Genomic DNA, 20,451 nt, shown 5'->3' on the forward strand with positions numbered 1-20,451 from the left:
CCCCCCTTCGCTCAAGCAATCAAGGCGCGTGCCGTGTCCGCCGGGACGGCTGATTACCAATAATCTTCGGTAATGAATTGCCCGCCGCCCGCGCGACGGCAAGGTCCGAGGCCGCGTTCGCGCAGGATGTCGCGCACTTCGGTGATCATGTCGGGGTTGCCGCACACCATCAGGCGCGACGCCTCGGCGGTGATCGCCAGTCCGGCCTTGCGCTCCAGGCTGCCGTCGAGCAGCGCAGCGGTGATGCGGCCATGCAGGTGATCGGATCCGGCGGCATCGTCGTCGCGCGTCGTCATCACAATCAACTGAAGCCGGGCGGGAAAACCCGCTGCCTGCGCCTGTGCACGCAGCGACTCGAATTTTTCCTGGTAACTCAGTTCTTCCGCGTGGCGCACGCAATGCACCAGCACCAGGTTGCGGAATTGATGCCACACTTCGCGCTGCTGCAGGATCGACACATAAGGACCGAGGCCGGTGCCGGTCGCCAGCATCCAGAAGTCTTCCCCGTCGGCAAAACGGTCCGCCGTCATGAAGCCATAGCTCAACTTTTCCACCCAGACCGGATCGCCCGGCTGCAAACGGATCAAGGCCGAGGTGAAGAGTCCGCCGGGGACGACGATGGCGTAGTATTCCAGCGCGTTTTCAGCCTCGGCGGAGGTGATCGAATAGGCGCGCCATACCATTTCGCCGTCGACCATCAGCCCCAGCCGCGCGAACTGTCCGGGCGTAAATCGATAATCCGCCGGACGCGTGGTCCTGAATGTCAGCAGCTTGTCGGTCCAGCGATGTACGGAAACGAGGGTTTCCTGCGTGGCCTTGCCGGTTGCCGGGGTTTGCGCGTTCACGTCCTGCTCCTTATATATGTCCGGTAAAATTCTGAAAAATGGCCGCCAAAGCCGCTTCTTCATTCAATTCGCAACTTTGCCGGATACAATGGCGGTAAAGGCGCCGCTTGTCAGCACGCCGATATCCATGGCTGTTGCAGGGGAACTATTTCCTGCCCGGCAAGGCCTAGTGGATAGAATAATTCACATCCTAACCGCACTTCAGGAAGAGTGCGTTGCCAAGTACCCGCTTATACAGTGTCAAAAATCAACGAACGCCCGATGAAATGGACCTGCCGACTCGCCATTGCCCTGCTCTCGTGTGCGACCGGCTCGGCGTATGCCGCCTACAAGGTTGAAATCACCGCCCCCGCCCCGTTGCAAAAACTGCTGGAAAAACATCTGGACCTGGTGCGCTACCAGAACCGGGAAGACCTGAGCGAAGAACAACTGAAGTTTTTGCTCGACACCGTGAACGACCAGGTGGTGCAACTGGCCTCGACCGAAGGCTACTTTTCGCCGACGACCACAATCAATGTGGAGCAAATTCCAGGCAGCAAGCCTGACGACCAGAAATACGACAAGCGCGTGCAACTGCATGTCAACGCCGGTCCGCGGACAAAGATCAGCACGGTCGACATCGGCGCCACCGGCACCGCCGCCGAAAATGACCCGCAACGCATCGACGCTATCCGCAAGGACTGGTCGTTGCCGGTCGGCGCGCCGTTCCGCCAGGAAGACTGGGACAACGCCAAGAACCAGGGGCTGGAAAAATTGCAGCAACATAAATATGCTGCCGCGCGCATCGCCCGCTCGCAGGCCAGCATCGATCCCGACGACCAGCAAGCCGATTTGTCCGTACAGTACGACAGCGGACCGCGTTTCACGCTGGGGCCTTTGCAGATCACCGGCACCCGACGCTATCCCGAAAGCATCATCCGCAACGTCAATCCGCTCAACGTCGGCGAAGAATACGACGTCAATCGCCTGCTGTCGCTGCAACGCCAGATCCAGAATACGCCCTACTTCAGCAACGCCATCATCGGCATCGACAACGATCCTGAAAATGCCGACATGGCGCCGGTCAAAGTGCAGGTGACCGAATTCCCGACCCAGCGCATACGCACCGGCATCGGCTACGCCACCGACACCGGCGCCCAGGTCGAAGGCCGCTACTCGCATTACAACGTGTTCAACAAGGCCTATGCCTTCGACAGCCAGTTGCGGCTGGAACAGAAGCGCCAGTACGGCTTGCTCAACCTGGCCATGCCTCCCGACGGCAAGAATTTCGTCAACAGCGTCAACACGTCAATGGAACGCACCCGTCTCGAAGGCGTCGACCTGCGCAGCCTGCGTGCCGGCATCAAGCGCGCGCGCAACGGCGAACTGTACGACACCGCTTATACGCTGACCTATTACCGCGATGAACTGCAACAGGAAAACGGCGCCACGCTGCCGGCCAATACCGTCATCACGCAAGGCAAGCACCAGGCGTTGGTGCCCGGCTTTTCCTGGGTGCGCCGCAACGTCGACGATCCCATCTTCCCGCGCCACGGCAATCTGCTGACGCTGGAGACCGGCTTCGCCGTCAAGGGCGTTATTACCGATCAGACTTTCGGCCGCCTGTATGCCCGCTTCAAGCAATATGTGCCGGTCGCGAAACGCGACCTGATCATCCTGCGCACCGACCTGGGCGGCGTCTTCACCAAGGGCGCTGCGTCGGAAGTGCCGGCATCGCTGCTGTTTCGCGCCGGCGGCAACGACTCGGTGCGCGGCTACAGCTACGACAGCATCGGCAATGAGCAGAACGGCACCGTGTATCCGACCAAATACCTGGTCACCGGCAGCGCCGAATACCAGCGCTGGTTCACCGAAAAATGGGGTGCGGCAGTGTTTTACGATGTCGGCACGGCCGCCGACAGTTGGGAAAACAAGACCTTTTACAGCGGCGTCGGCGCCGGCGCACGCTGGCGCAGCCCGGTCGGCTCGCTCAATCTGGACCTCGCCTATGGCGTGCAGAAGAAGCAGTTCCGGCCACATATTTCGCTCGGCATCGCTTTTTAATTACTTTCTATTCTTTATTCTTTACCCAACGCACGCATGACTGCAACAGCCGCAACCGACCTCGCCAATGACGACCTGCCGCCGCCACGCAAGCCCAGGCATGTCGGCCGCTGGTTGCTGCTCGGCGCCGCCGCCCTGCTGCTGGCGCTCACGGCGATCTTGGCGTGGATGGTCGGCACCGAGAGCGGCACGCGCAGCGCCTGGCGTGCGGCGGTCTGGGCCATGCAAGGAAAACTGTCCGGCGCCTATGTCGGCGGCAATCTGGCCGAAGGCGTGCGCCTGCGCAACCTGCGCTACCGCGACGCCACGATGCAACTCGACGTCGACAGCATCGACGCCGGTTGGCGCCTGTCGCCGGCGCAGCGCCGTTTGCGGGTCGCTTACCTGCATGTCGGCACGGTCGACATCAACAAACAACCGGCACCGCCTGAACCGACCGTGCTGCCTTCCTCCCTCAGCCTACCGTTGGCGCTGGACCTGAACGATATTTCGCTGCAAAAACTGCGCCTGCAACAAGGCACATCGGTCACCGAACTCGGTCCTCTTCAGTTGCATGGCACGTCGGACGGCGTACAACATACGCTGGTGCTGGACAAGCTGAACACCGCCTTCGGCCAGGCCACGGCGCTGCTGCACCTGAACGGCAAGCGGCCTTTCGCCATCGGCGGCGGCGTTGAACTGGCAGGTGCATATCAGCAGGAAAAAATCCAGTTGGCGGCGCAATTGTCCGGCTCGCTGCAAGAACTGGGCGTCGCGCTCACCGCCGGCGGCGACAAGCTGAACGGCACGGCCGACATCGTGGCGACGCCCTTCGCCACGGTTCCGCTAAAGAAGGCGGACATCGACCTGCAACACATCAATCCGCAAACTTTCAGCAGCGGCGCACCCAAGGCCGACCTGCGCCTGCAGGCGAACCTCGAACCGGTGGCCGGCGCCACGGCCGACAATCTGCGCGTGGCCGGCACGGTCGTCCTCGTCAATGCGATTCCCGGCAGCATCGACCAGCAGCGCTTGCCGTTGACGTCGGCCAAAGCGACCGTGGATCTTGGCGTCGACAGCCAGCAATTGCACGATCTGCGCATCGTATTGCTGAAGAACGCCACGCTCACGGGCAAAGGACAATTCCTCCCGGCGGATAAAACGGGCAATTTCGATTTTCAGGTTGCCGCTCTCGATCTGCACACGATCCACGGGCAACTCAAGCCGACGCAGTTGCGCGGCCCGCTCAGCGTGCAGTTGAAACCAGACGTACAGAATATCGTCCTCAACCTGCAAGACGCACGCTACAACATCCAGGCCGACGCCGCGATCACCGCCGATAAAGTGACGCTGAACCAGGTGCAATTGACGACTGCCGGAGCACGCCTCGAACTGGCCGGCACGCTGGGTACCGTCGGCGCGATGGATTTCGCATTCAAAGGCAAGCTCGGCAATTTCGATCCGGCCTTGTGGGTGCATACCGGCGCCGTACCGGCGAATGGAAAAACAAAAGGAGGCACAACCAGCGCCGTCTCGGCGCGCATCAATATGGATTTCGACACCAGCGGTTCGCTGTCGCCGGAATTGCAGGCAAAGCTGAACTTCAATATCCATGACAGCAGCTACGACCAGTTGCCCATGAGCGGCAACGGCAAACTGCAACTGGTTGGCAAGCGCCTGCTGCCGAGCAGCCTGGATTTGCTGCTGGCGGGCAATCAGGTACAGCTCAAGGGCGCATTCGGCGCGCCGTCCGACCGGCTCGACGTCCATATCGATGCGCCCCAACTGGCGCGATTGGGCTTCGGCATTTCCGGCCTGCTGAAACTGGACGGCCGGTTGACCGGCACGATGCAGCGCCCCAACCTGCGCGCGACCTATAGCGGCGAACAATTGACATTCGGCCGGCATCATCTGGACAAGCTCGGCGGCCAGGCCGACATCCAGACCGATCTCGCCGCCGCCACTTTTTCCTCTGCCAACAAGCTGCAACTGAGCGTCGACGGCGCAGGCTACAGCGGTCCCGACGCAACGCTGAAACAATTGAAGATCGCACTGTCCGGTACCTACGGCAGCCATCAACTGTCCATGCAGGCCGACGGCCGCGTGAAGAACCAGACGCTGGCGCTGCGGCTCGACGCTCACGGCAAAGTCACCGAAGACAAAGACGGCTACGGCTGGAACGGTATGATCGACAAGCTGGAAAACCAGGGCGTGCCCCGTATCGCGCTGGCCTCGCCGCTGAGCCTGGCCCTCGCTGCAGACACGCTGGTGGCCGGGACGACGCGGCTCAATGTCGACCGCATGGCAATCGATCTCAAGAGCCTCAGTTACCGACAAGGCCGCATCCGCTCCGAAGGCAGCGCCAAGGCGCTCGACGTCGGCCGCGTGCTTGAACTCGTACAAGAGCTGAGCGGCACACCAATACCGGTAAAAACCGATCTGGTGCTCGATGCGGACTGGAATTTCTCACTCGCCGAAACCGCCGGCGGCTTCATCCAACTGGCGCGCAGGAGCGGCGACCTGTCCGTCAACACCGGCAGTTCGCAAGTCGCGCTGGGCCTGTCGGCGCTGCAACTGCGCATCGACTTGGCCGGACAGGAAGCGAAGTTCAGCGGCAGCGCCGCCGCCAGCCGCATCGGCACGATGGAAGCGCAAGGACAAGCCGGCTTCCTGAAGCAGGACGGCATCCTGGCGCTGCTGCCGGATTCGCCGCTGACGGCGCATGCGCGGCTGAACGTACCAGACATCAAAACCATCGGCGCCCTGCTCGGTCCGCAATACAGCCTGGATGGCAAACTGGCGATGGACCTGGATGCCGCCGGCACGCTCGCCAAGCCGCGCCTGTCTGGCGCCGTCAACGGCGACGGCCTTGCCGTGACCTTGTTCGACCAGGGTATCCAGCTCAAGGATGGCATCGTGCGCATCGTCATGGACGACAATGTGATCGACCTGCGCCAGATCGAGTTCCATGGTGGTGAAGGCACCCTGCGCGCCACCGGCAAAGTGCGGTTGGGCGATACCGACCCCGACCTCAACGCCGCCATCGTAGCCGACCGCCTGCAATTGTTCGCCAGTCCCGACCGCCAGTTGATGCTGTCGGGCCAAGCCAGGCTGGCCAACGTCAACGAGCAATTGCGCATCGACGGCAAGTTCACGGTCGACAAGGCCTTGTTCGACCTGCCCAAGAGCAGCGCGCCCAAACTCGGCGACGACGTCGTGATCGTGCGCAAGGACAAAGATGGCGAGACCCGGGCCAAAGCCGGCGCGGCGGCGACATCAAAGGAAAAACTCGCGGCGGCGACGGAAAAACCAGCCGGACGTTTCGCGCCGGTCATGAACATCGTGGTCGATCTCGGCAACAACTTCCGCTTCAGCGGCAGCGGCGCCGACCTGCGTCTGCAAGGCGAGATGAACGTGCATAGCGAGCCGCTGATGCCCTTGCGCGCCGCCGGCACGCTCCGCGTGAGCGAAGGCACTTACGAAGCCTTCGGCACCAAGCTCAACATAGAGCGCGGCATCATCAACTTCCAGGGACCAATCAGCAATCCCAACCTGAACATCCTCGCCATGCGCCGCAACCAGGACGTCGAGGCCGGCGTGGAAGTCACCGGCAACGCCAACCAGCCGCGCGTGCGCCTGGTGTCGGAACCGAACGTGCCCGACGACGAAAAACTGTCTTGGATGATGTTCGGCCACGGCACCGACAGTTCCGGCCTCGGCCAGCGCACCGCCAGCAGCCAGGCGCTGGCCTTCGTCGGCAATTTCGGCGGCAAGAAAATCGCCAAGGACATCGGCCTCGACCAGTTCTCCATTGGCGCCAGCGAGTCGGGGCTTTCCGATGAACAGGTCGTCAATCTCGGCAAGGCGATTTCCGAGAAGCTCTCGGTCGGCTACGAGCAAAGCCTGACCGGTGCAGCGAGCATCGCCAAGGCCACCTGGCAATTGTCGCGGCGCTGGTCGGTGGTGGCGCGCACCGGCACCATCAACGGCCTGAACGTGTTGTACAACCTGCGTTTCGATTGAGAACCCGTTTCATGAAAAAAGGGCGGTCCGGAAATCTCCGCCGCCCTTTTCTCTTGCCTGCGTCCTGTGTCTACAGCCAGCCGACGCGCCGCAACCGATAATACAGCCAGGTGCACGATCCGCCGATGCCGACCAGCACGACCGGGTAGCTCCAGTGCCAGTCCAGCTCCGGCATGTACTTGAAGTTCATGCCGTACAGGCTGAACACCATGGTCGGAATCGCCAATATGCCGCCCCAGCCGGCCAGGCGTTTGACGACTTCGTTCTGGCGGATGGTGACTTGCGCGAGATCGATCTGCATCGCCGCCGCGACCATTTCACGCAAGCGGTCGCCGGTTTCGATCAGGCGCACCACGTGGTCGTAAATGTCTCGGAAGTAGACCTTGCCTTCCTTGGTGATGATGTTTTCGTGAAAACGCAGCAGTTGCGTACAGACGTCCAGCAGCGGCACCGCCGCCGAGCGTATCTTGATCAGTTGGCGTTTTAGCTGGTACAGGTCCTGCAAATGAGCCCGCTCGGAATCGCGCTCGAACAGTTCCGATTCGAACTTGTCGAAGCGCGTTTCGAGGTCGTCCATGATGGGACCGTAGTTATCCACCACGAAGTCCATGATCGAGTACAGCACATAGCTCGGACCGCGCACCAGACGCTCTGGCAATGCTTCGCAATGCTCGCGCACCTTGGCGTAACTCTTCGACGAGCCGTGCCGCACCGACACCACAAAGCGCGCGCCGACAAAAATGTGCGTCTCGCCGAACTGCACCGTCTCGTCGACGACCTGCGCGGTCTGCAGGACCACGAACAAGGTATCCCCGTACTCTTCGATCTTGGGACGCTGGTGAGCGGCGTAGGCGTCTTCCACCGCCAATTCATGCAGGTTGAATTCTTCCTTGATCTCGCGCATCAGTTCGACGCTGGGTTCGAGCAGGCCGACCCAAACGAAGGTGCCGTCCTCCTGCAGTACGTCGCTGATTTCCTCGATCGTCACGTCCCGCAGCTTCCTGCCGTTCTTGTAGGCCGTGCAGTTGATGACCATGTTCGGGTGCATTGTATTTACGTTCATGATGTTGTGCCTGTCGTTCTGTTTCTGTTCTGATCAGGCCGCAGGACGCACGATCCTCTGCCTCAGCGTCTGCGCCAATATGACACCGACCAGCGTGATGCCGCCGCCGACGGCATGATAGGAGTGCAAGGCTTCGTCCAGGGCCATCATGGCGATTATGACGGTAAATATGGGCGACAAGTTCATGAACATGGTGGAATGGCTGGCGCCGAGGTGGGCGATGCCGTTCATCCACAAAATTTGAGAAATGATGGAGGCAGCGATCCCGGCGTACAGGATCAGCGGTAGATTGGCCGCCGTCACCGGCGAGTACGGCGCCATCAGGCATAACGGCAGCAACAGCAGCACCGCCACCCATATCTGCAGGTACAGCAAATGCCAGGCGGCAATCGGCAGCGCCCAGCGCTTGAGCAACACGCCGTAGAAAGCATAGGCGATGGTCGCCACCAGCATCAGCAGATCGCCGAACACGATGCCGTTGGTGAACAACTGGGCCGGATGCCCTTTGCCGATCAGGATCATCAACCCGAACAGCGACAGCACGCCGCCTGCCAGCGTGCCCCAAGTCGGCGGTTCCCGCAGGAAAATGCTGGAAAGCAGCAAGGTCAACAATGGCATCAGCGAGGCGATCATGCCCATGCTGGTAGCCGAGGAAGTCGCCGCGGCGAAGTAGGCAAGACTTTGGTACAGCACCATGCCGAACAAAGCCAGCAGGACAATTTTCCACCAATGCGGACGAATCCTGTGGCGCTCCCGCAACACGCCGCGCAGGCAAAATGGCGTCAGTAGCAGACCGGCCAACAGCCAGCGATAGAACGACATCGCTGCCGGCTCGATCACGCCCGCTGACATTTTGCTGACAATGGTGTTGCCAGACCAGATCAGGATCGCGCTAATCGGAAAGACACTGTATTTGAGCTGCATGGGATCGATGGGTTGAGGACTCAGGCCGGCGCCTTGGCCGCCGGGCCGCGCCCCGCCAACTCGGCGCCGGCATTGTGCGGAAGACGCAGCAGCAACGGAATCGAGAAGGAAGCCGCCACCGCCACCGTCAGGAAAGCCGGCCAGAAATCCTGGCTGACCAGCGTGGCGTGTCCTTGCAGATGATTGGACGTCTGCAGGGCGAAACCGCCCAGCACCACGCCCATGCCCACCGACAATTGCTGCGCCACGCTGGCGATGCTGGTGGCCTGGCTCAGCCTGTGTGCGTCGACATCGGCATAGGAAATCGCATTGAGGCTGGTGAACTGCAGCGAGCGGAAGCAGCCGCCGATCAGCAGGACGATCAGCATCACCGCATACGGCGTGGTCTGGGTGAACAGGCCGACGGCCGCCAGCGATATCACGCCACAGGTGCCGTTGACGACCATCACGCGACGAAAGCCGAAACGTTTGAGGAATTTGGATGCGATCGTCTTCATGAACATCGCCCCAGCCGCCGAAGCGCACGTCAGCAACCCGGATTGAAAGGCGCTGAAACCGAAGCCGAGCTGGAGCATCAGCGGCAACAGGAAAGGGATCGCGCCGATGCCCAGGCGGAATAGCGAACCGCCGCCGACGCCCGCCTGCAAGGTCTTGATTTTCAACAGGTCCAGGTCGATCAACGGATGCTCGGTGCGGCGTGCATGCCAGACATAGGCCGCCAAAGACAAGGCGCCCAGGACCACGCAGGCCAGCGAAATGTCGCCCGACACCAGATGCCGCCCGGCCGTGGCCAGTCCCGTCATCACCAGCGAACAACCGAGCGCCGACAGCACGAAGCCGACCAAGTCCAGCGGCGCCACCTGTTCAGCCTTGCTGTTCGCGATGAAACGCGTCGCCAGATAGAGGCCGAGAATGCTGATCGGGATATTGATGAAAAATATCCAGCGCCAATGGAAGTAGGTCGTGATGAAGCCGCCCAGCGGCGGTCCCAGCACCGGTCCGAACATTGCCGGGATGGTCAGGTAACTGAGCGCCTTGACCAGGTTGGGCTTGTCGACGCTGCGCAGGATGACGAGACGTCCGACCGGCACCATCATGGCGCCGCCGATACCCTGGAAAAACCGCGCCGCGACGAACTGCGGCAAGGTGAGGGAAATGCCGCACAGGATCGAGCCCAGCATGAACACGCAGATCGCCGAGCGGAAAATCGTCAGGGCGCCGAAGCGGTCCGCCATCCAGCCGCTGATCGGGATGAACACGGCCAGGCTGACCAGATAGGAAGTCAGCGCCAGCTTGAGCGAAATCGGATCGACCGCCATGTCCACCGCCAGCACCGGCAGCGAGGTCGAAATCACGGTAGAGTCCATCTGTTCCATGAACAAGGCGCAAGCGACGATCAGGGGAATGGTGAATGTGCGCTGAAAAGCCATCGGACAAGAAATGAGAGTTGAATCGGAGCAGCCGGCGGACTGGCGACGAATGCGGCAACGCTCCGGACCGGACGAAACATGGAAATGTCGCCCAGTATACCGTTTAAGCTATGATGCTGCCGGGCGCATCCGACGCGCCAATCGTCGGCACTCCTTTGTTAATACGCACGCACGACTATGTCTCTCCCCTGCTTTGCCCTGCTCGACGACAGCCGCCATAGCGAAGCCCGCTCGGAGTCGCCGCGTTCGCGCCTGTACACGGATTACCGCGCCACGCTGAGCTGTACTGACGCCAGCGGCATGGCGGCCATGCTGGAGAACATGCAGGCGGCGCAGCGGCATGGCCTGCATGCGGTGGCACTGTTCAGTTACGAACTCGGCGCGGGGATGCATGGGATCGCGCCTCATGACGGACCGCAAGGTCCTGCGGCAGCAATCCTGCTGTTCGCCGATTGCCGGCGACTGACTGCGGAACAGACAACGGTCTGGCTGCAGCAGCAGGAAAACGCCGAACAGGCAACCGTCGCCGGCATCGCCGATGTGCGCGCCAGCGTCGATGAGCAGCGATTTACCGCCGACATCGCTCGCATCCGTGACTATATCGCCGCCGGCGACACCTATCAGGTCAACTATACCTACCGCCTGCATTTCGACGCCTACGGCGCACCGGTCGGCCTGTACAACAAACTGCGCGCGCGCCAGCCGGTGCCCTATGGCGCGCTGATCTGTCTGCCGGACGAACGCTGGGTACTGTCGCTCTCCCCCGAACTGTTTGCGCGCCACACGCAAGGCAAGCTGCTCGCGCAGCCGATGAAAGGCACGGCGCCTGCGCATGACGGTACGCGCGACAACGAACAGGAAAACCTGCGCCGCGCCGATCGGTTGTCCCACGACGAAAAGAACCGTGCCGAAAACCTGATGATCGTCGACCTGCTGCGCAACGATCTCGGCCGCATCGCCGTCGCCGGCTCGGTCGCGGTGCCGCACCTGTTTGCGGTCGAACGGTTCGGTCAAGTGTTGCAGATGACCTCGACCATCACCGCGCAATTGCGCGAAGATGCCGGCATTGCCGAAGTCGTCGCCGCGCTCTACCCCTGCGGATCGATTACCGGCGCGCCCAAGCGCCGCACCATGCAGATCATCCGCGAACTGGAAACCTCGCCGCGCGGCCTGTATACGGGCGCGATCGGCTGGTTCGACGCCGCTCCGCCCGGCAAGGCCGTGGGCGACTTCTGCCTGTCGGTGCCGATCCGCACGCTGGTGCTGCAGGCGCCGCTAGACGGCGTGCGCAAAGGTGAAATGGGTGTCGGTGCAGGCATCGTCCACGACAGCAAGGCCGCTGAAGAATTCGCCGAATGCCGCCTGAAGGCGGGTTTCCTGACCGGACTCGACAGCGGCTTCAGTTTGTTCGAGACCATCCACGCCACCCGCGAGGGCGGCTGCCGCCATCTCGACCGGCATATGCAACGCTTGCGATGCTCGGCCGCGTATTTCAATTTTTTATTTGACGAAACGGCGATCCGCAGCGCGTTGACCACGGCATGCGCGCAATTGCCGACGGCGCAGCCGCATCGCTTGCGGCTGGACTTGTTCCGCGATGGCGCAATCCGTTTGCAGCAAGGTGCGCTGTCGGTGCTCGATGCACGTATCAAAGTATTCATTTCACCGACGCCGACACGCAGCGACGATCTGTTCCTGCGTCACAAAACTTCGATCCGTACTATCTATGACGATGCCTGGAAAGACGCCGAACGGCGCGGCGGCTTCGACACGCTGTTTTTCAACGAACGCGACGAGCTGACCGAAGGCGGGCGCAGCAATGTCTTCGCGCAACTGGACGGCCGCTGGTACACGCCGCCGCTGGCGGCCGGCGCGCTGCCTGGCGTCATGCGTTCGGTGCTGCTCGACGATCCGGCATGGGCCGCGAGCGAGCGTGTCATCACGTGCAACGATTTGCGCAATGCGACCAGCGTGATGCTCTGCAATGCCCTGCGCGGCGCGTTGCCGGCCGAAATCGTCTGGGACGATCCGGCATAAAAAACGCAGCCCCGGGGCGGATATCCCCTTCAGCCAAGCTTCACCTCCCCCATTGCTGTCGTCCTGACGCAAAGTCAGGACCCAGCGTCGTATCGGACGTCTTACGACACCAGGTCCCAGCGTTCGCTGGGACGACGGAGATAGACAGGAAGATGTTTGACTGAAAGGCGCCAGCCCTGAGGCTGTGCTAGTCTTTCGCAGATTCCCCGATTACTTCTTCTTTGTCTCTTCGGACTGGCTCGCCAGCCGGTCGAGGTCGGCGATGTTCTGTTCGCTCCAGCCGCCGCCCAGGGCCTTGGTCAGCAGTACGCTGGCGGCCATGCGGCGGTTCAGGATGTCCAGCGCCGTACGCTCGCTTGCCAGCGCCGTGGCCTGCGCCGTGATGACGCTGACGTAGCTGACGGTGCCAGCCTTGTATTGGTTGGTCACCAGCGTCACGGCCTGGCGCGCCGACTGCAGCGCCTCGTCCTGCACGGCGGCTTCCTGTTCGAGGATGCGCAGCGCGGCCAGGTTGTCTTCCACTTCCTGAAAGGCGGTCAGCACGGTCTGCTTGTAGGCCGCGGCGACGCCGTCATAGGTTGCAATCGCCTGATCCGTCACCGAGCGCCGCGCGCCGCCGTCAAAAATCAACTGTCCCAATTGCGGCCCCAGCGACCATACCCGGCTGGGCAGCGTGAACCAGTTCGACAGACCGTTGGAAGTCTGAAAACCGCCCGACGCCGACAGCGACAAGGTCGGGTAATAGGCCGCCTGCGCCACGCCGATCTGGGCGTTGGCCGCCGCCACGCGGCGTTCGGCGCCGGCTACATCGGGACGGCGTTCGAGCAGCGTCGACGGCAAGGCCCGAGGAATCGGCGGCGCCCCGGCCGCCAGCGGCGACGGCTGGATCGAGAAGGTCGAAGCAGGCTGCCCCACCAGCAAGGCGATGGCATGCTCCAGTTGCGCGCGCTGGACACTGTTGTCGAGCGCCTGCGCCTGCGCCGTCTTCAATTGCGTCTGCGCCTGGATCACGTCGGATTTTGCGGCCACGCCGGCGGCATACTGATTCTGCGTCAACTGGTAGGAACGCTGATACGCGACCACGGTGTCTTCCAGCAACTGCTGCTGCGCATCGAGCACGCGCAATTGCAGATAGTTCTGCGCCAGTTGCGCCTGCGCGCTCAGGCGCGTCGCCGCCAGGTCGGCGGCGCTGGCCTGGGCGCTGGCTTCGTTCGACTCGACATTGCGGCGCACGCGGCCCCATACGTCGACTTCCCAATCGGCGTTGAGGGAGAACGAATAATTGTCCCTGACCGCAGTGCCGTTGCTGCCATTGGTTGACGAACGCGAGCGCGTACGTGAAGCACTCGCCGACAAGGTGGGCGAATAGTCGGCGCGCGCACCCTGCACCAGCGCCATCGCCTTGCGGAAGTTGGCTTCCGATTGCGCCAGGTTCTGATTAGAAATATCGATCTGCTCGACCAGGGCGTTGAGCTGCGGGTCGCCGAACATTTCCCACCACTTGCCGTTCATCGCCAGTTCATTGGGCTGGGCCGGCTTCCAGTCCTTCATCTCCTTGAAGGCGACCGGAACCGGCGCCGTTTCGGGCCTGACATAGTCGGGACCGACCGAGCATGCCGCCAGGACCGTGACCAAAGGAAGCAGAATCAAAGTGCGATGTGTCATTTTCATTTCTCCATGGACGCCGCGGTTCACGCCGCGCCCGAATTCGCGTGCTGCGACGTTTTGCGCTCGAACAGGCGCTTGCTCCACAGGCGGAAACGTTCCATATACAGGTAGACGACCGGCGTGGTGTACAGGGTTAGCATCTGGCTGACGATCAGGCCGCCAACAATGGCGATGCCCAGCGGCTGGCGCAGTTCGGCGCCGTCGCCCGTACCAAGCGCCAGCGGCACCGCGCCGAGCAAGGCCGCCATGGTGGTCATCATGATCGGGCGGAACCGCAGGCTGCACGCCTCGAAGATCGCATCGCGCGGCGACAGGCCGCGCGTGCGCTCTGCCTGCAAGGCGAAGTCGATCATCATGATGGCATTCTTCTTGACGATGCCGATCAGCAGGATCACGCCGATCAGCGCGATCAGGCTGAAATCGGTGCCGGTCGCCAGCAAGGCCAGCAGCGCGCCGACGCCGGCCGACGGCAAGGTCGAAATGATGGTGATCGGATGCACCAGGCTTTCATAGAGCATGCCCAACACGATGTACACCGCCAGCAGCGCCGTCAGGATCAGTATCGGCTGGCTGCCGAGCGACGACTGGAAGGCATTGGCGGTGCCGGCGAAACTGCCGTGCACCGCCGTCGGCACGCCCAGCCGCGCCAGCGTGTCGTTGATCACTTCGGTCGCCTGCGACAGCGAGACGCCTTCGGCCAGGTTGAAGGAAATCGTCGAGGCGATGAACTGCCCTTCGTGGCTCACGCTCAGCGCCGTCGTAGTCGGCGCAAAGGTCGAGAACGACGTCAGCGGCACTTGCCTGGATGCCGCCGTCGACAGGGTCAGCGCCAGCGACGAGTTCGAGTTGAGCTTGCCGCCCGCCGTCAGCTCCGGCGGCTTGCCCAGCGCGGAAGTGGTCGGCGACAGGTTGGCGGTGCTGTTGGCGATGCTGACGTAGGTGCTGTTAAGAATTTCCGGGCTTTGCCAGTATTGCGGCGCCGCTTCCATAACGACGTGATACTGGTTCATGCCGCTGTAGATCGTCGATATTTGCCGCTGGCCGAACAGGTCGCTCAGGCTGGTGTCGATCAGTTCCGGCGTCACGCCGCTGCGGATCGCCGTTTCGCGGTCGATGGTCAGCGAGGTCTGCAGCCCTTTGTCCTGCTGGTCCGTAGTCACGTCCTCCAACTGCGGCAGATTGGAAAACGCCAGCCGTATCTTGGGTTCCCAGGCGCGCAATAGCTCCAGGTCGTCGGACTGCAAGGTGTATTCATATTGCGCATCGCTCTGGCGCGCGCCGACGCGGATGTCCTGCACCGATTGCAGGAACAGCGCGGCGCCGGCCACATGGCCCAGCTTCATGCGCAGGCGCGCAATCACCTTGTCGGCGGATATCTTGCGCTCGGACAATGGCTTGAGCGCAATAAACATGCTGCCGCCGTTGCGCCGGCCGCCGCCGGTGAAGGCGGTGACGTTCAGCACGGCCGGGTCCTGGCGCACGATCTCAATGAACTCATTGAGTTTGGTGCGCATGGCCTGGAAGGAAATCGACTGGTCGCCGCGGATGCCGCCGATCAGCCGACCGGTATCCTGCTGCGGGAAGAAGCCCTTGGGCACGATGACGTACAGATAAACGTTCAGGGCAATGGTGGCCAGCAGAATCACGATCATCAGCGGCGAAAAGCGCAGCGCCCATGCCAGCGAACGCTCATAGCCGCGCAGCATGGCGTCGAACACCCGCTCGACGGCCGAGAAAAAACGGCCCGGCTTGCGCTCCTCTTCGGTCTGATGCCTGAGCAGTTTGGCGCACATCATCGGCGTGGCGGTGAGCGACACCAGCAGCGACACCAGGATCGCCACCGACAGGGTCACGGCGAATTCGCGGAACAGGCGGCCGACGATGCCGCCCATCATCAGGATAGGAATGAACACGGCGATCAGCGAAATGCTCATCGACAAGACCGTGAAACCGACTTCGCGCGCGCCGATCAACGCCGCTTTGACCGGCTTCATGCCCTGCTCGATGTGACGCGAAATATTCTCCAGCACCACGATGGCGTCGTCGACCACGAAACCGGTGGCGATGGTCAGCGCCATCAGCGACAGGTTGTCGAGACTGTAGCCGAGCAGGTACATGACGCCGAAGGTGCCGATCAGCGAGACCGGCACCGCCACGCTAGGAATCAGCGTGGCGCGGCCGCTGCGCAGGAAGAGAAACACCACCATGATCACCAGCGCGATCGACATCAGCAAGGTTTTTTCGGTGTCCTTGAGGGATGCGCGGATGGTCGGCGTGCGGTCCATCATCACTTCCATGTTGATGGCGTGCGGAATCGAGGCTTTCAGTTGCGGCAGCAAGTCATTCACGGCATCGACTGTCTCGATGATGTTGGCGCCGGGCTGGCGGTTCAGGATAACCAGTATCGACGGCTTGCCATTGGCGGAACCGGCGTTGCGTAGGTCGGCGACCGAATCCCTCACTTCGGCGATGTCGCGCACGCGCACCGGCGAACCGTTGCGGTAGGAGACGATCAGCGGCGCGTATTCGGCGGCGGTCTTGGCCTGGTCGTTGGCGTATATCTGCCAGTTGCGGTCGCCGTCTTCGACGATGCCTTTGGGACGGTTGGCATTGGTCGCGGCTACCGCGGTGCGCACATCGGCCGTGCCGATACCGTATTTGTTGAGCGCACTCGGGTTAAGCTCTATCCGTACCGCCGGCTGCGAGCTGCCGCCGACGCTGACCTGCCCGATGCCGCGCACCTGCGCCAGCTTTTGCGCCAGGATGCTGTCGGCGGCGTCGTACATCTGGCCTTGCGTCATGGTGTCCGAGGTCAGCGCCAGGATCATGATGGGCGCGTCGGCCGGATTGACCTTGCGGTAGGTCGGATTGCTCGGCATGCCGGACGGCAGCAGGTTGCGCGCGGCGTTGAGCGCGGCCTGGACGTCGCGCGCAGCGCCGTCGATGTCGCGCGACAAGTCGAACTGCAAAGTAATGCGCGTCGAATTGAGCGAACTCGACGACGTCATCTCGGTGACGCCGGCAATCGCGCCCAACGCACGCTCCAGCGGCGTGGCGATGGTGGCGGCCATGGTTTCCGGGCTGGCGCCAGGCATCGAAGCCGACACCGAAATGGTCGGGTAATCGACTTGCGGCAACGGCGACACCGGCAGCAGCCTGAACGCCACCATGCCGGCCAGGGCGATGCCGATGGTCAGCAGCGTGGTGGCGATGGGCCGTTCAATGAAGGGACGCGAAATATTCATGCTGTCCCTGTATCAGACTTGCGGCGGCAGAGGTTGCGGGGGCGGCGTCAGCGGCGCTGTCGCGGACGGCCCATCGATATCCTTGTCATCCTCGTCCGGTTTGCGTTCCATCCCGAAACGCTTGCGCATGCGGCGCGCCAGGCTGTCGAAACCGAGGTAGATCACCGGCGTGGTGAACAGCGTCAGCACCTGCGACACCAGCAGGCCGCCGACCATGGTGATGCCCAGCGGCTGGCGCAGCTCCGACCCGACGCCGCTGCCCAGCATCAGCGGCAAGGCGCCGAGCAAGGCCGCCATCGTCGTCATCAGGATGGGACGGAAACGCAGCAGGCAAGCCTGGTAGATCGCCTCGCGCGGCGACTTGCCTTCGTTGCGTTCGGCCTCCAGCGCAAAGTCGATCATCATGATGGCGTTTTTCTTGACGATGCCGATCAGCAGGATGATGCCGATGATGCCGATGATGCCGAGGTCGTTGCGCGAAATCATCAGCGACAGCAAGGCGCCCACGCCCGCCGACGGCAAGGTCGACAGGATGGTGATCGGATGGATGTAGCTTTCGTACAACACGCCCAGCACGATATACATCGTGACGATCGCCGCCAGGATCAGCCAGAGCGTATTCGACAACGACGCCTGGAACGCCAGCGCCGCGCCCTGGAAGTTGGTGGAAATGCTGTCCGGCATGCCGATTTCCTTTTCGGCCGCGGTAATCGCCTTGACCGCTTCGCCCAGCGACGATCCCGGCGCCAGGTTGAACGACACCGTCGCCGCCGGGAACTGGCCGAGATGATTGACCACCAGCGGCGCGGTGCGCTCGGTCACCTTGGCGATGCTGGCCAGCGGAATCTGGTTGCCGTTGGACGCGACCAGGAAGATGCTATTGAGCGCGTCCGGCCCCTTCTGGAACTCCGGCTTGACTTCCATCACCACGCGATACTGGTTCGACTGCGTGTAGATGGTTGAAATCAGGCGCTGGCCGAAGGCGTTGTACAGGGCATTGTCGATCGCCGCCGTGGTGATGCCCAGGCGCGAAGCAGCATCGCGGTCAATCTCGACATAGGCCTGCAAACCCTGGTCCTGCACATTGCTGGCGACATCGGCCAGTTCCGGCAATTGGTGCAGGCGATCGACGATTTTCGCCACCCAGATGCTGAGTTCCGCGGCGTTGGCGTCTTCCAGCGTGAACTGGTATTGCGTGCGGCTGACGCTGTCCTCGATGGTCAGGTCCTGCACCGGCTGCATGTACAGCGTGATGCCGGGGACTTTTTCTCTGAGCTTGGGCTGCAGGCGGCGGATGATGTCGCTGGCGCTGATGTCGCGTTCTTCATGCGGCTTGAGGTTGATCAGCATGCGCCCGCTGTTGAGCGTGGCATTGATGCCGTCGACGCCGATGAAGGACGACAGGCTTTCCACGGCGGGATCTTCCAGCACCACTTTGGCCAAGGCCTGCTGGCGCTCGGCCATGGCGGCGAAGGACACCGACTGCGTCGCTTCCGAAATGCCCTGGATCACACCGGTGTCCTGCACCGGGAAAAATCCCTTGGGAACGAAGATATACAGCACCACCGTCAATGCCAGCGTACCCAGCGCCACCGCCAGCGTCGAACGCTGGCGGTCCAGCACCCACTCCAGCGCCACGCCGTAGCGCGCGATGATGCGGTCAAAGAAGGCGCCGCTCTTGTGATAGAACCAGCCCTGCTTCTCTTCCGGCACATGGTGCAGCAGGCGCGCGCACATCATCGGCGTGAGCGTCAGCGACACCACCGCCGAGATCAGGATGGCCACCGCCAGCGTGACGGCGAATTCGTGGAACAGCCGTCCCACCACATCGCCCATGAACAGCAACGGAATCAGTACCGCGATCAGCGAGAACGTCAGCGAGATGATGGTGAAGCCGATCTGCTGCGCGCCCTTGAGCGCTGCCTGCAACGGCGCCATGCCTTCTTCGATGTAGCGCGAAATGTTTTCGATCATGACGATGGCGTCGTCGACCACGAAGCCGGTCGCAATCGTCAGCGCCATCAGCGTCAGGTTGTTGATCGAGAACCCCGCCACATACATGATGCCGAAGGTGCCGACCAGCGACAGCGGCACCGCCACGCTGGGGATGATGGTCGCGGGGACATTGCGCAGGAAGACGAAGATCACCATCACCACCAGCACGATCGACAGCAGCAGCTCGAACTTGACGTCGTCCACCGAAGCGCGGATGGTGGTGGTGCGGTCGGTCAGGATCTGCACATCGATGGCGCCCGGCAGGTTGGCTTGCAGCGTCGGCAGGATTTTCTTGATGCTGTCGACCACGGCGATCACGTTGGCGCCGGGTTGGCGCTGGATGTTGACGATCACCGCGGCCGATTCGTTGGCCCAGGCGCCGAGGCGGATGTTCTCGGCGGCGTCGACCACGTCGGCCACGTCGGACACGCGGATCGGCGCGCCGTTCTTGTAGCCGATGATGAGATTGCGGTATTCGGCGGCCGATTTGAGCTGGTCGTTGGCGTCGATGGTCGAGGCGCGCGCCGGACCGTCGAAACTGCCCTTGGCCTGGTTGACGTTGGCGTTGCCGATGGCGGTGCGGATGTCATCCAGGTTCATGCCCAGCGCGGCGATGGCGCGCGGATTCAACTGCATGCGCACGGCCGGGCGCTGGCCGCCGGACAGGCTGACCAGGCCGACCCCGGACAATTGCGAAATCTTTTGCGCCAGGCGCGTATCGATCAGGTCCTGCACCTTGGGCAGCGGCAGCGTCTTGGACGTCACCGCCAGCGTCAGGATGGGCGTGTCGGCCGGATTGACCTTGCTGTAGATCGGCGGCGCCGGCAAGTCGGACGGCAGCAGGTTGCCGCCGGCGTTGATCGCGGCCTGCACTTCCTGCTCGGCGATGTCGAGGCTGAGGTCGAGGTTGAATTGCAGCGTGATCACCGAGGCGCCGCCCGAGCTGGTCGACGACATCTGGTTCAGGCCCGGCATCTGGCCGAACTGGCGTTCCAGCGGCGCGGTGACGGACGAGGTCATGACATCGGGGCTGGCGCCGGGATACAGCGTAACGACCTGGATGGTCGGGTAGTCGACTTCCGGCAATGCCGACAGCGGCAGTTGTTTATAGGCGACGATGCCGGCCAGCAAAATCGCCAGCATCAGCAGCGATGTGGCGACCGGCCGGAGGATGAACAGGCGTGAAGGATTCATGCTTC

Annotated in this window: 10 protein-coding genes; 3 read left to right on the forward strand and 7 right to left on the reverse strand. The window is 62.5% G+C overall.

Annotated elements, in window-relative coordinates; genetic code table 11:
• Positions 1-53: 53 nt before the first annotated feature.
• A complete protein-coding gene (locus tag RV1423_RS04385; protein ID WP_034293567.1) occupies positions 54-845 on the reverse strand; it encodes a ferredoxin--NADP reductase in 792 nt (263 codons plus the stop codon).
• Between the two features lie 261 nt (positions 846-1,106).
• Here RV1423_RS04385 and RV1423_RS04395 point away from each other — a divergent pair, with 261 nt between their 5' ends.
• Together RV1423_RS04395 and RV1423_RS04400 are read left to right on the forward strand one after the other, a co-directional pair.
• Positions 1,107-2,888 (forward strand): autotransporter assembly complex family protein, encoded by a 1,782-nt coding sequence (locus RV1423_RS04395; protein WP_034293571.1) that lies wholly within the window; start codon positions 1,107-1,109, stop codon positions 2,886-2,888.
• Between the two features lie 36 nt (positions 2,889-2,924).
• Positions 2,925-6,890, forward strand: a complete 3,966-nt coding sequence (locus RV1423_RS04400) for a translocation/assembly module TamB domain-containing protein (protein WP_081768687.1) — start codon at positions 2,925-2,927, stop codon at positions 6,888-6,890.
• Positions 6,891-6,960: 70 nt separating this feature from the next.
• On the opposite strand, the gene corA is transcribed toward RV1423_RS04400, so the two are convergent.
• Genes corA through RV1423_RS04415 form a run of 3 tightly spaced genes read right to left on the reverse strand, consistent with a single transcriptional unit; the run spans position 6,961 to position 10,307 of the window.
• Positions 6,961-7,953, reverse strand: a complete 993-nt coding sequence (gene corA / locus RV1423_RS04405; RefSeq protein WP_231502048.1) for a magnesium/cobalt transporter CorA — start codon at positions 7,951-7,953, stop codon at positions 6,961-6,963.
• Between the two features lie 33 nt (positions 7,954-7,986).
• Entirely contained in the window at positions 7,987-8,877 is an 891-nt protein-coding gene (locus tag RV1423_RS04410) for a DMT family transporter (RefSeq protein WP_034293574.1), read from the reverse strand.
• 20 nt (positions 8,878-8,897) lie between these two features.
• Positions 8,898-10,307: a DHA2 family efflux MFS transporter permease subunit gene (locus RV1423_RS04415; protein WP_034293575.1), complete on the reverse strand. Its 1,410-nt coding sequence runs from the start codon at positions 10,305-10,307 to the stop codon at positions 8,898-8,900.
• Positions 10,308-10,484: 177 nt separating this feature from the next.
• On the opposite strand from RV1423_RS04415, the gene RV1423_RS04420 reads away from it, so the two are divergent.
• Positions 10,485-12,344, forward strand: coding sequence for a chorismate-binding protein (locus RV1423_RS04420; protein WP_034293577.1), 1,860 nt, complete (start codon positions 10,485-10,487; stop codon positions 12,342-12,344).
• A gap of 210 nt (positions 12,345-12,554) precedes the next feature.
• Here RV1423_RS04420 and RV1423_RS04425 read toward each other — a convergent pair whose 3' ends face one another.
• From RV1423_RS04425 to RV1423_RS04435, 3 genes are read right to left on the reverse strand one after another with little or no spacing between them, the layout of a single operon-like run.
• The gene (locus RV1423_RS04425; protein ID WP_034293800.1) at positions 12,555-14,009 is read right to left on the reverse strand and encodes an efflux transporter outer membrane subunit; all 1,455 of its coding nucleotides are present in this window, start codon (positions 14,007-14,009) and stop codon (positions 12,555-12,557) included.
• A gap of 26 nt (positions 14,010-14,035) precedes the next feature.
• Entirely contained in the window at positions 14,036-17,257 is a 3,222-nt protein-coding gene (locus tag RV1423_RS04430) for an efflux RND transporter permease subunit (RefSeq protein WP_034293579.1), read from the reverse strand.
• Positions 17,258-17,269: 12 nt separating this feature from the next.
• Positions 17,270-20,446: an MdtB/MuxB family multidrug efflux RND transporter permease subunit gene (locus RV1423_RS04435; RefSeq protein WP_034293582.1), complete on the reverse strand. Its 3,177-nt coding sequence runs from the start codon at positions 20,444-20,446 to the stop codon at positions 17,270-17,272.
• Positions 20,447-20,451 lie beyond the last annotated feature (5 nt).

The organism is Herbaspirillum sp. RV1423, from assembly GCF_000577615.1.
Taxonomy (GTDB): Bacteria; Pseudomonadota; Gammaproteobacteria; order Burkholderiales; family Burkholderiaceae_D; genus Herbaspirillum.

What these genes read in the sequence shown, in the direction of transcription:
- RV1423_RS04395 (WP_034293571.1), top strand. Translation starts at nt 1,107, where the DNA reads ATGAAATGGACCTGCCGACTCGCCATTGCCCTGCTCTCGTGTGCGACC.
- RV1423_RS04400 (WP_081768687.1), top strand. Translation starts at nt 2,925, where the DNA reads ATGACTGCAACAGCCGCAACCGACCTCGCCAATGACGACCTGCCGCCG.
- corA (WP_231502048.1), bottom strand. Translation starts at nt 7,953, where the DNA reads ATGAACGTAAATACAATGCACCCGAACATGGTCATCAACTGCACGGCC.
- RV1423_RS04410 (WP_034293574.1), bottom strand. Translation starts at nt 8,877, where the DNA reads ATGCAGCTCAAATACAGTGTCTTTCCGATTAGCGCGATCCTGATCTGG.
- RV1423_RS04415 (WP_034293575.1), bottom strand. Translation starts at nt 10,307, where the DNA reads ATGGCTTTTCAGCGCACATTCACCATTCCCCTGATCGTCGCTTGCGCC.
- RV1423_RS04420 (WP_034293577.1), top strand. Translation starts at nt 10,485, where the DNA reads ATGTCTCTCCCCTGCTTTGCCCTGCTCGACGACAGCCGCCATAGCGAA.
- RV1423_RS04425 (WP_034293800.1), bottom strand. Translation starts at nt 14,009, where the DNA reads ATGACACATCGCACTTTGATTCTGCTTCCTTTGGTCACGGTCCTGGCG.
- RV1423_RS04430 (WP_034293579.1), bottom strand. Translation starts at nt 17,257, where the DNA reads ATGAATATTTCGCGTCCCTTCATTGAACGGCCCATCGCCACCACGCTG.
- RV1423_RS04435 (WP_034293582.1), bottom strand. Translation starts at nt 20,446, where the DNA reads ATGAATCCTTCACGCCTGTTCATCCTCCGGCCGGTCGCCACATCGCTG.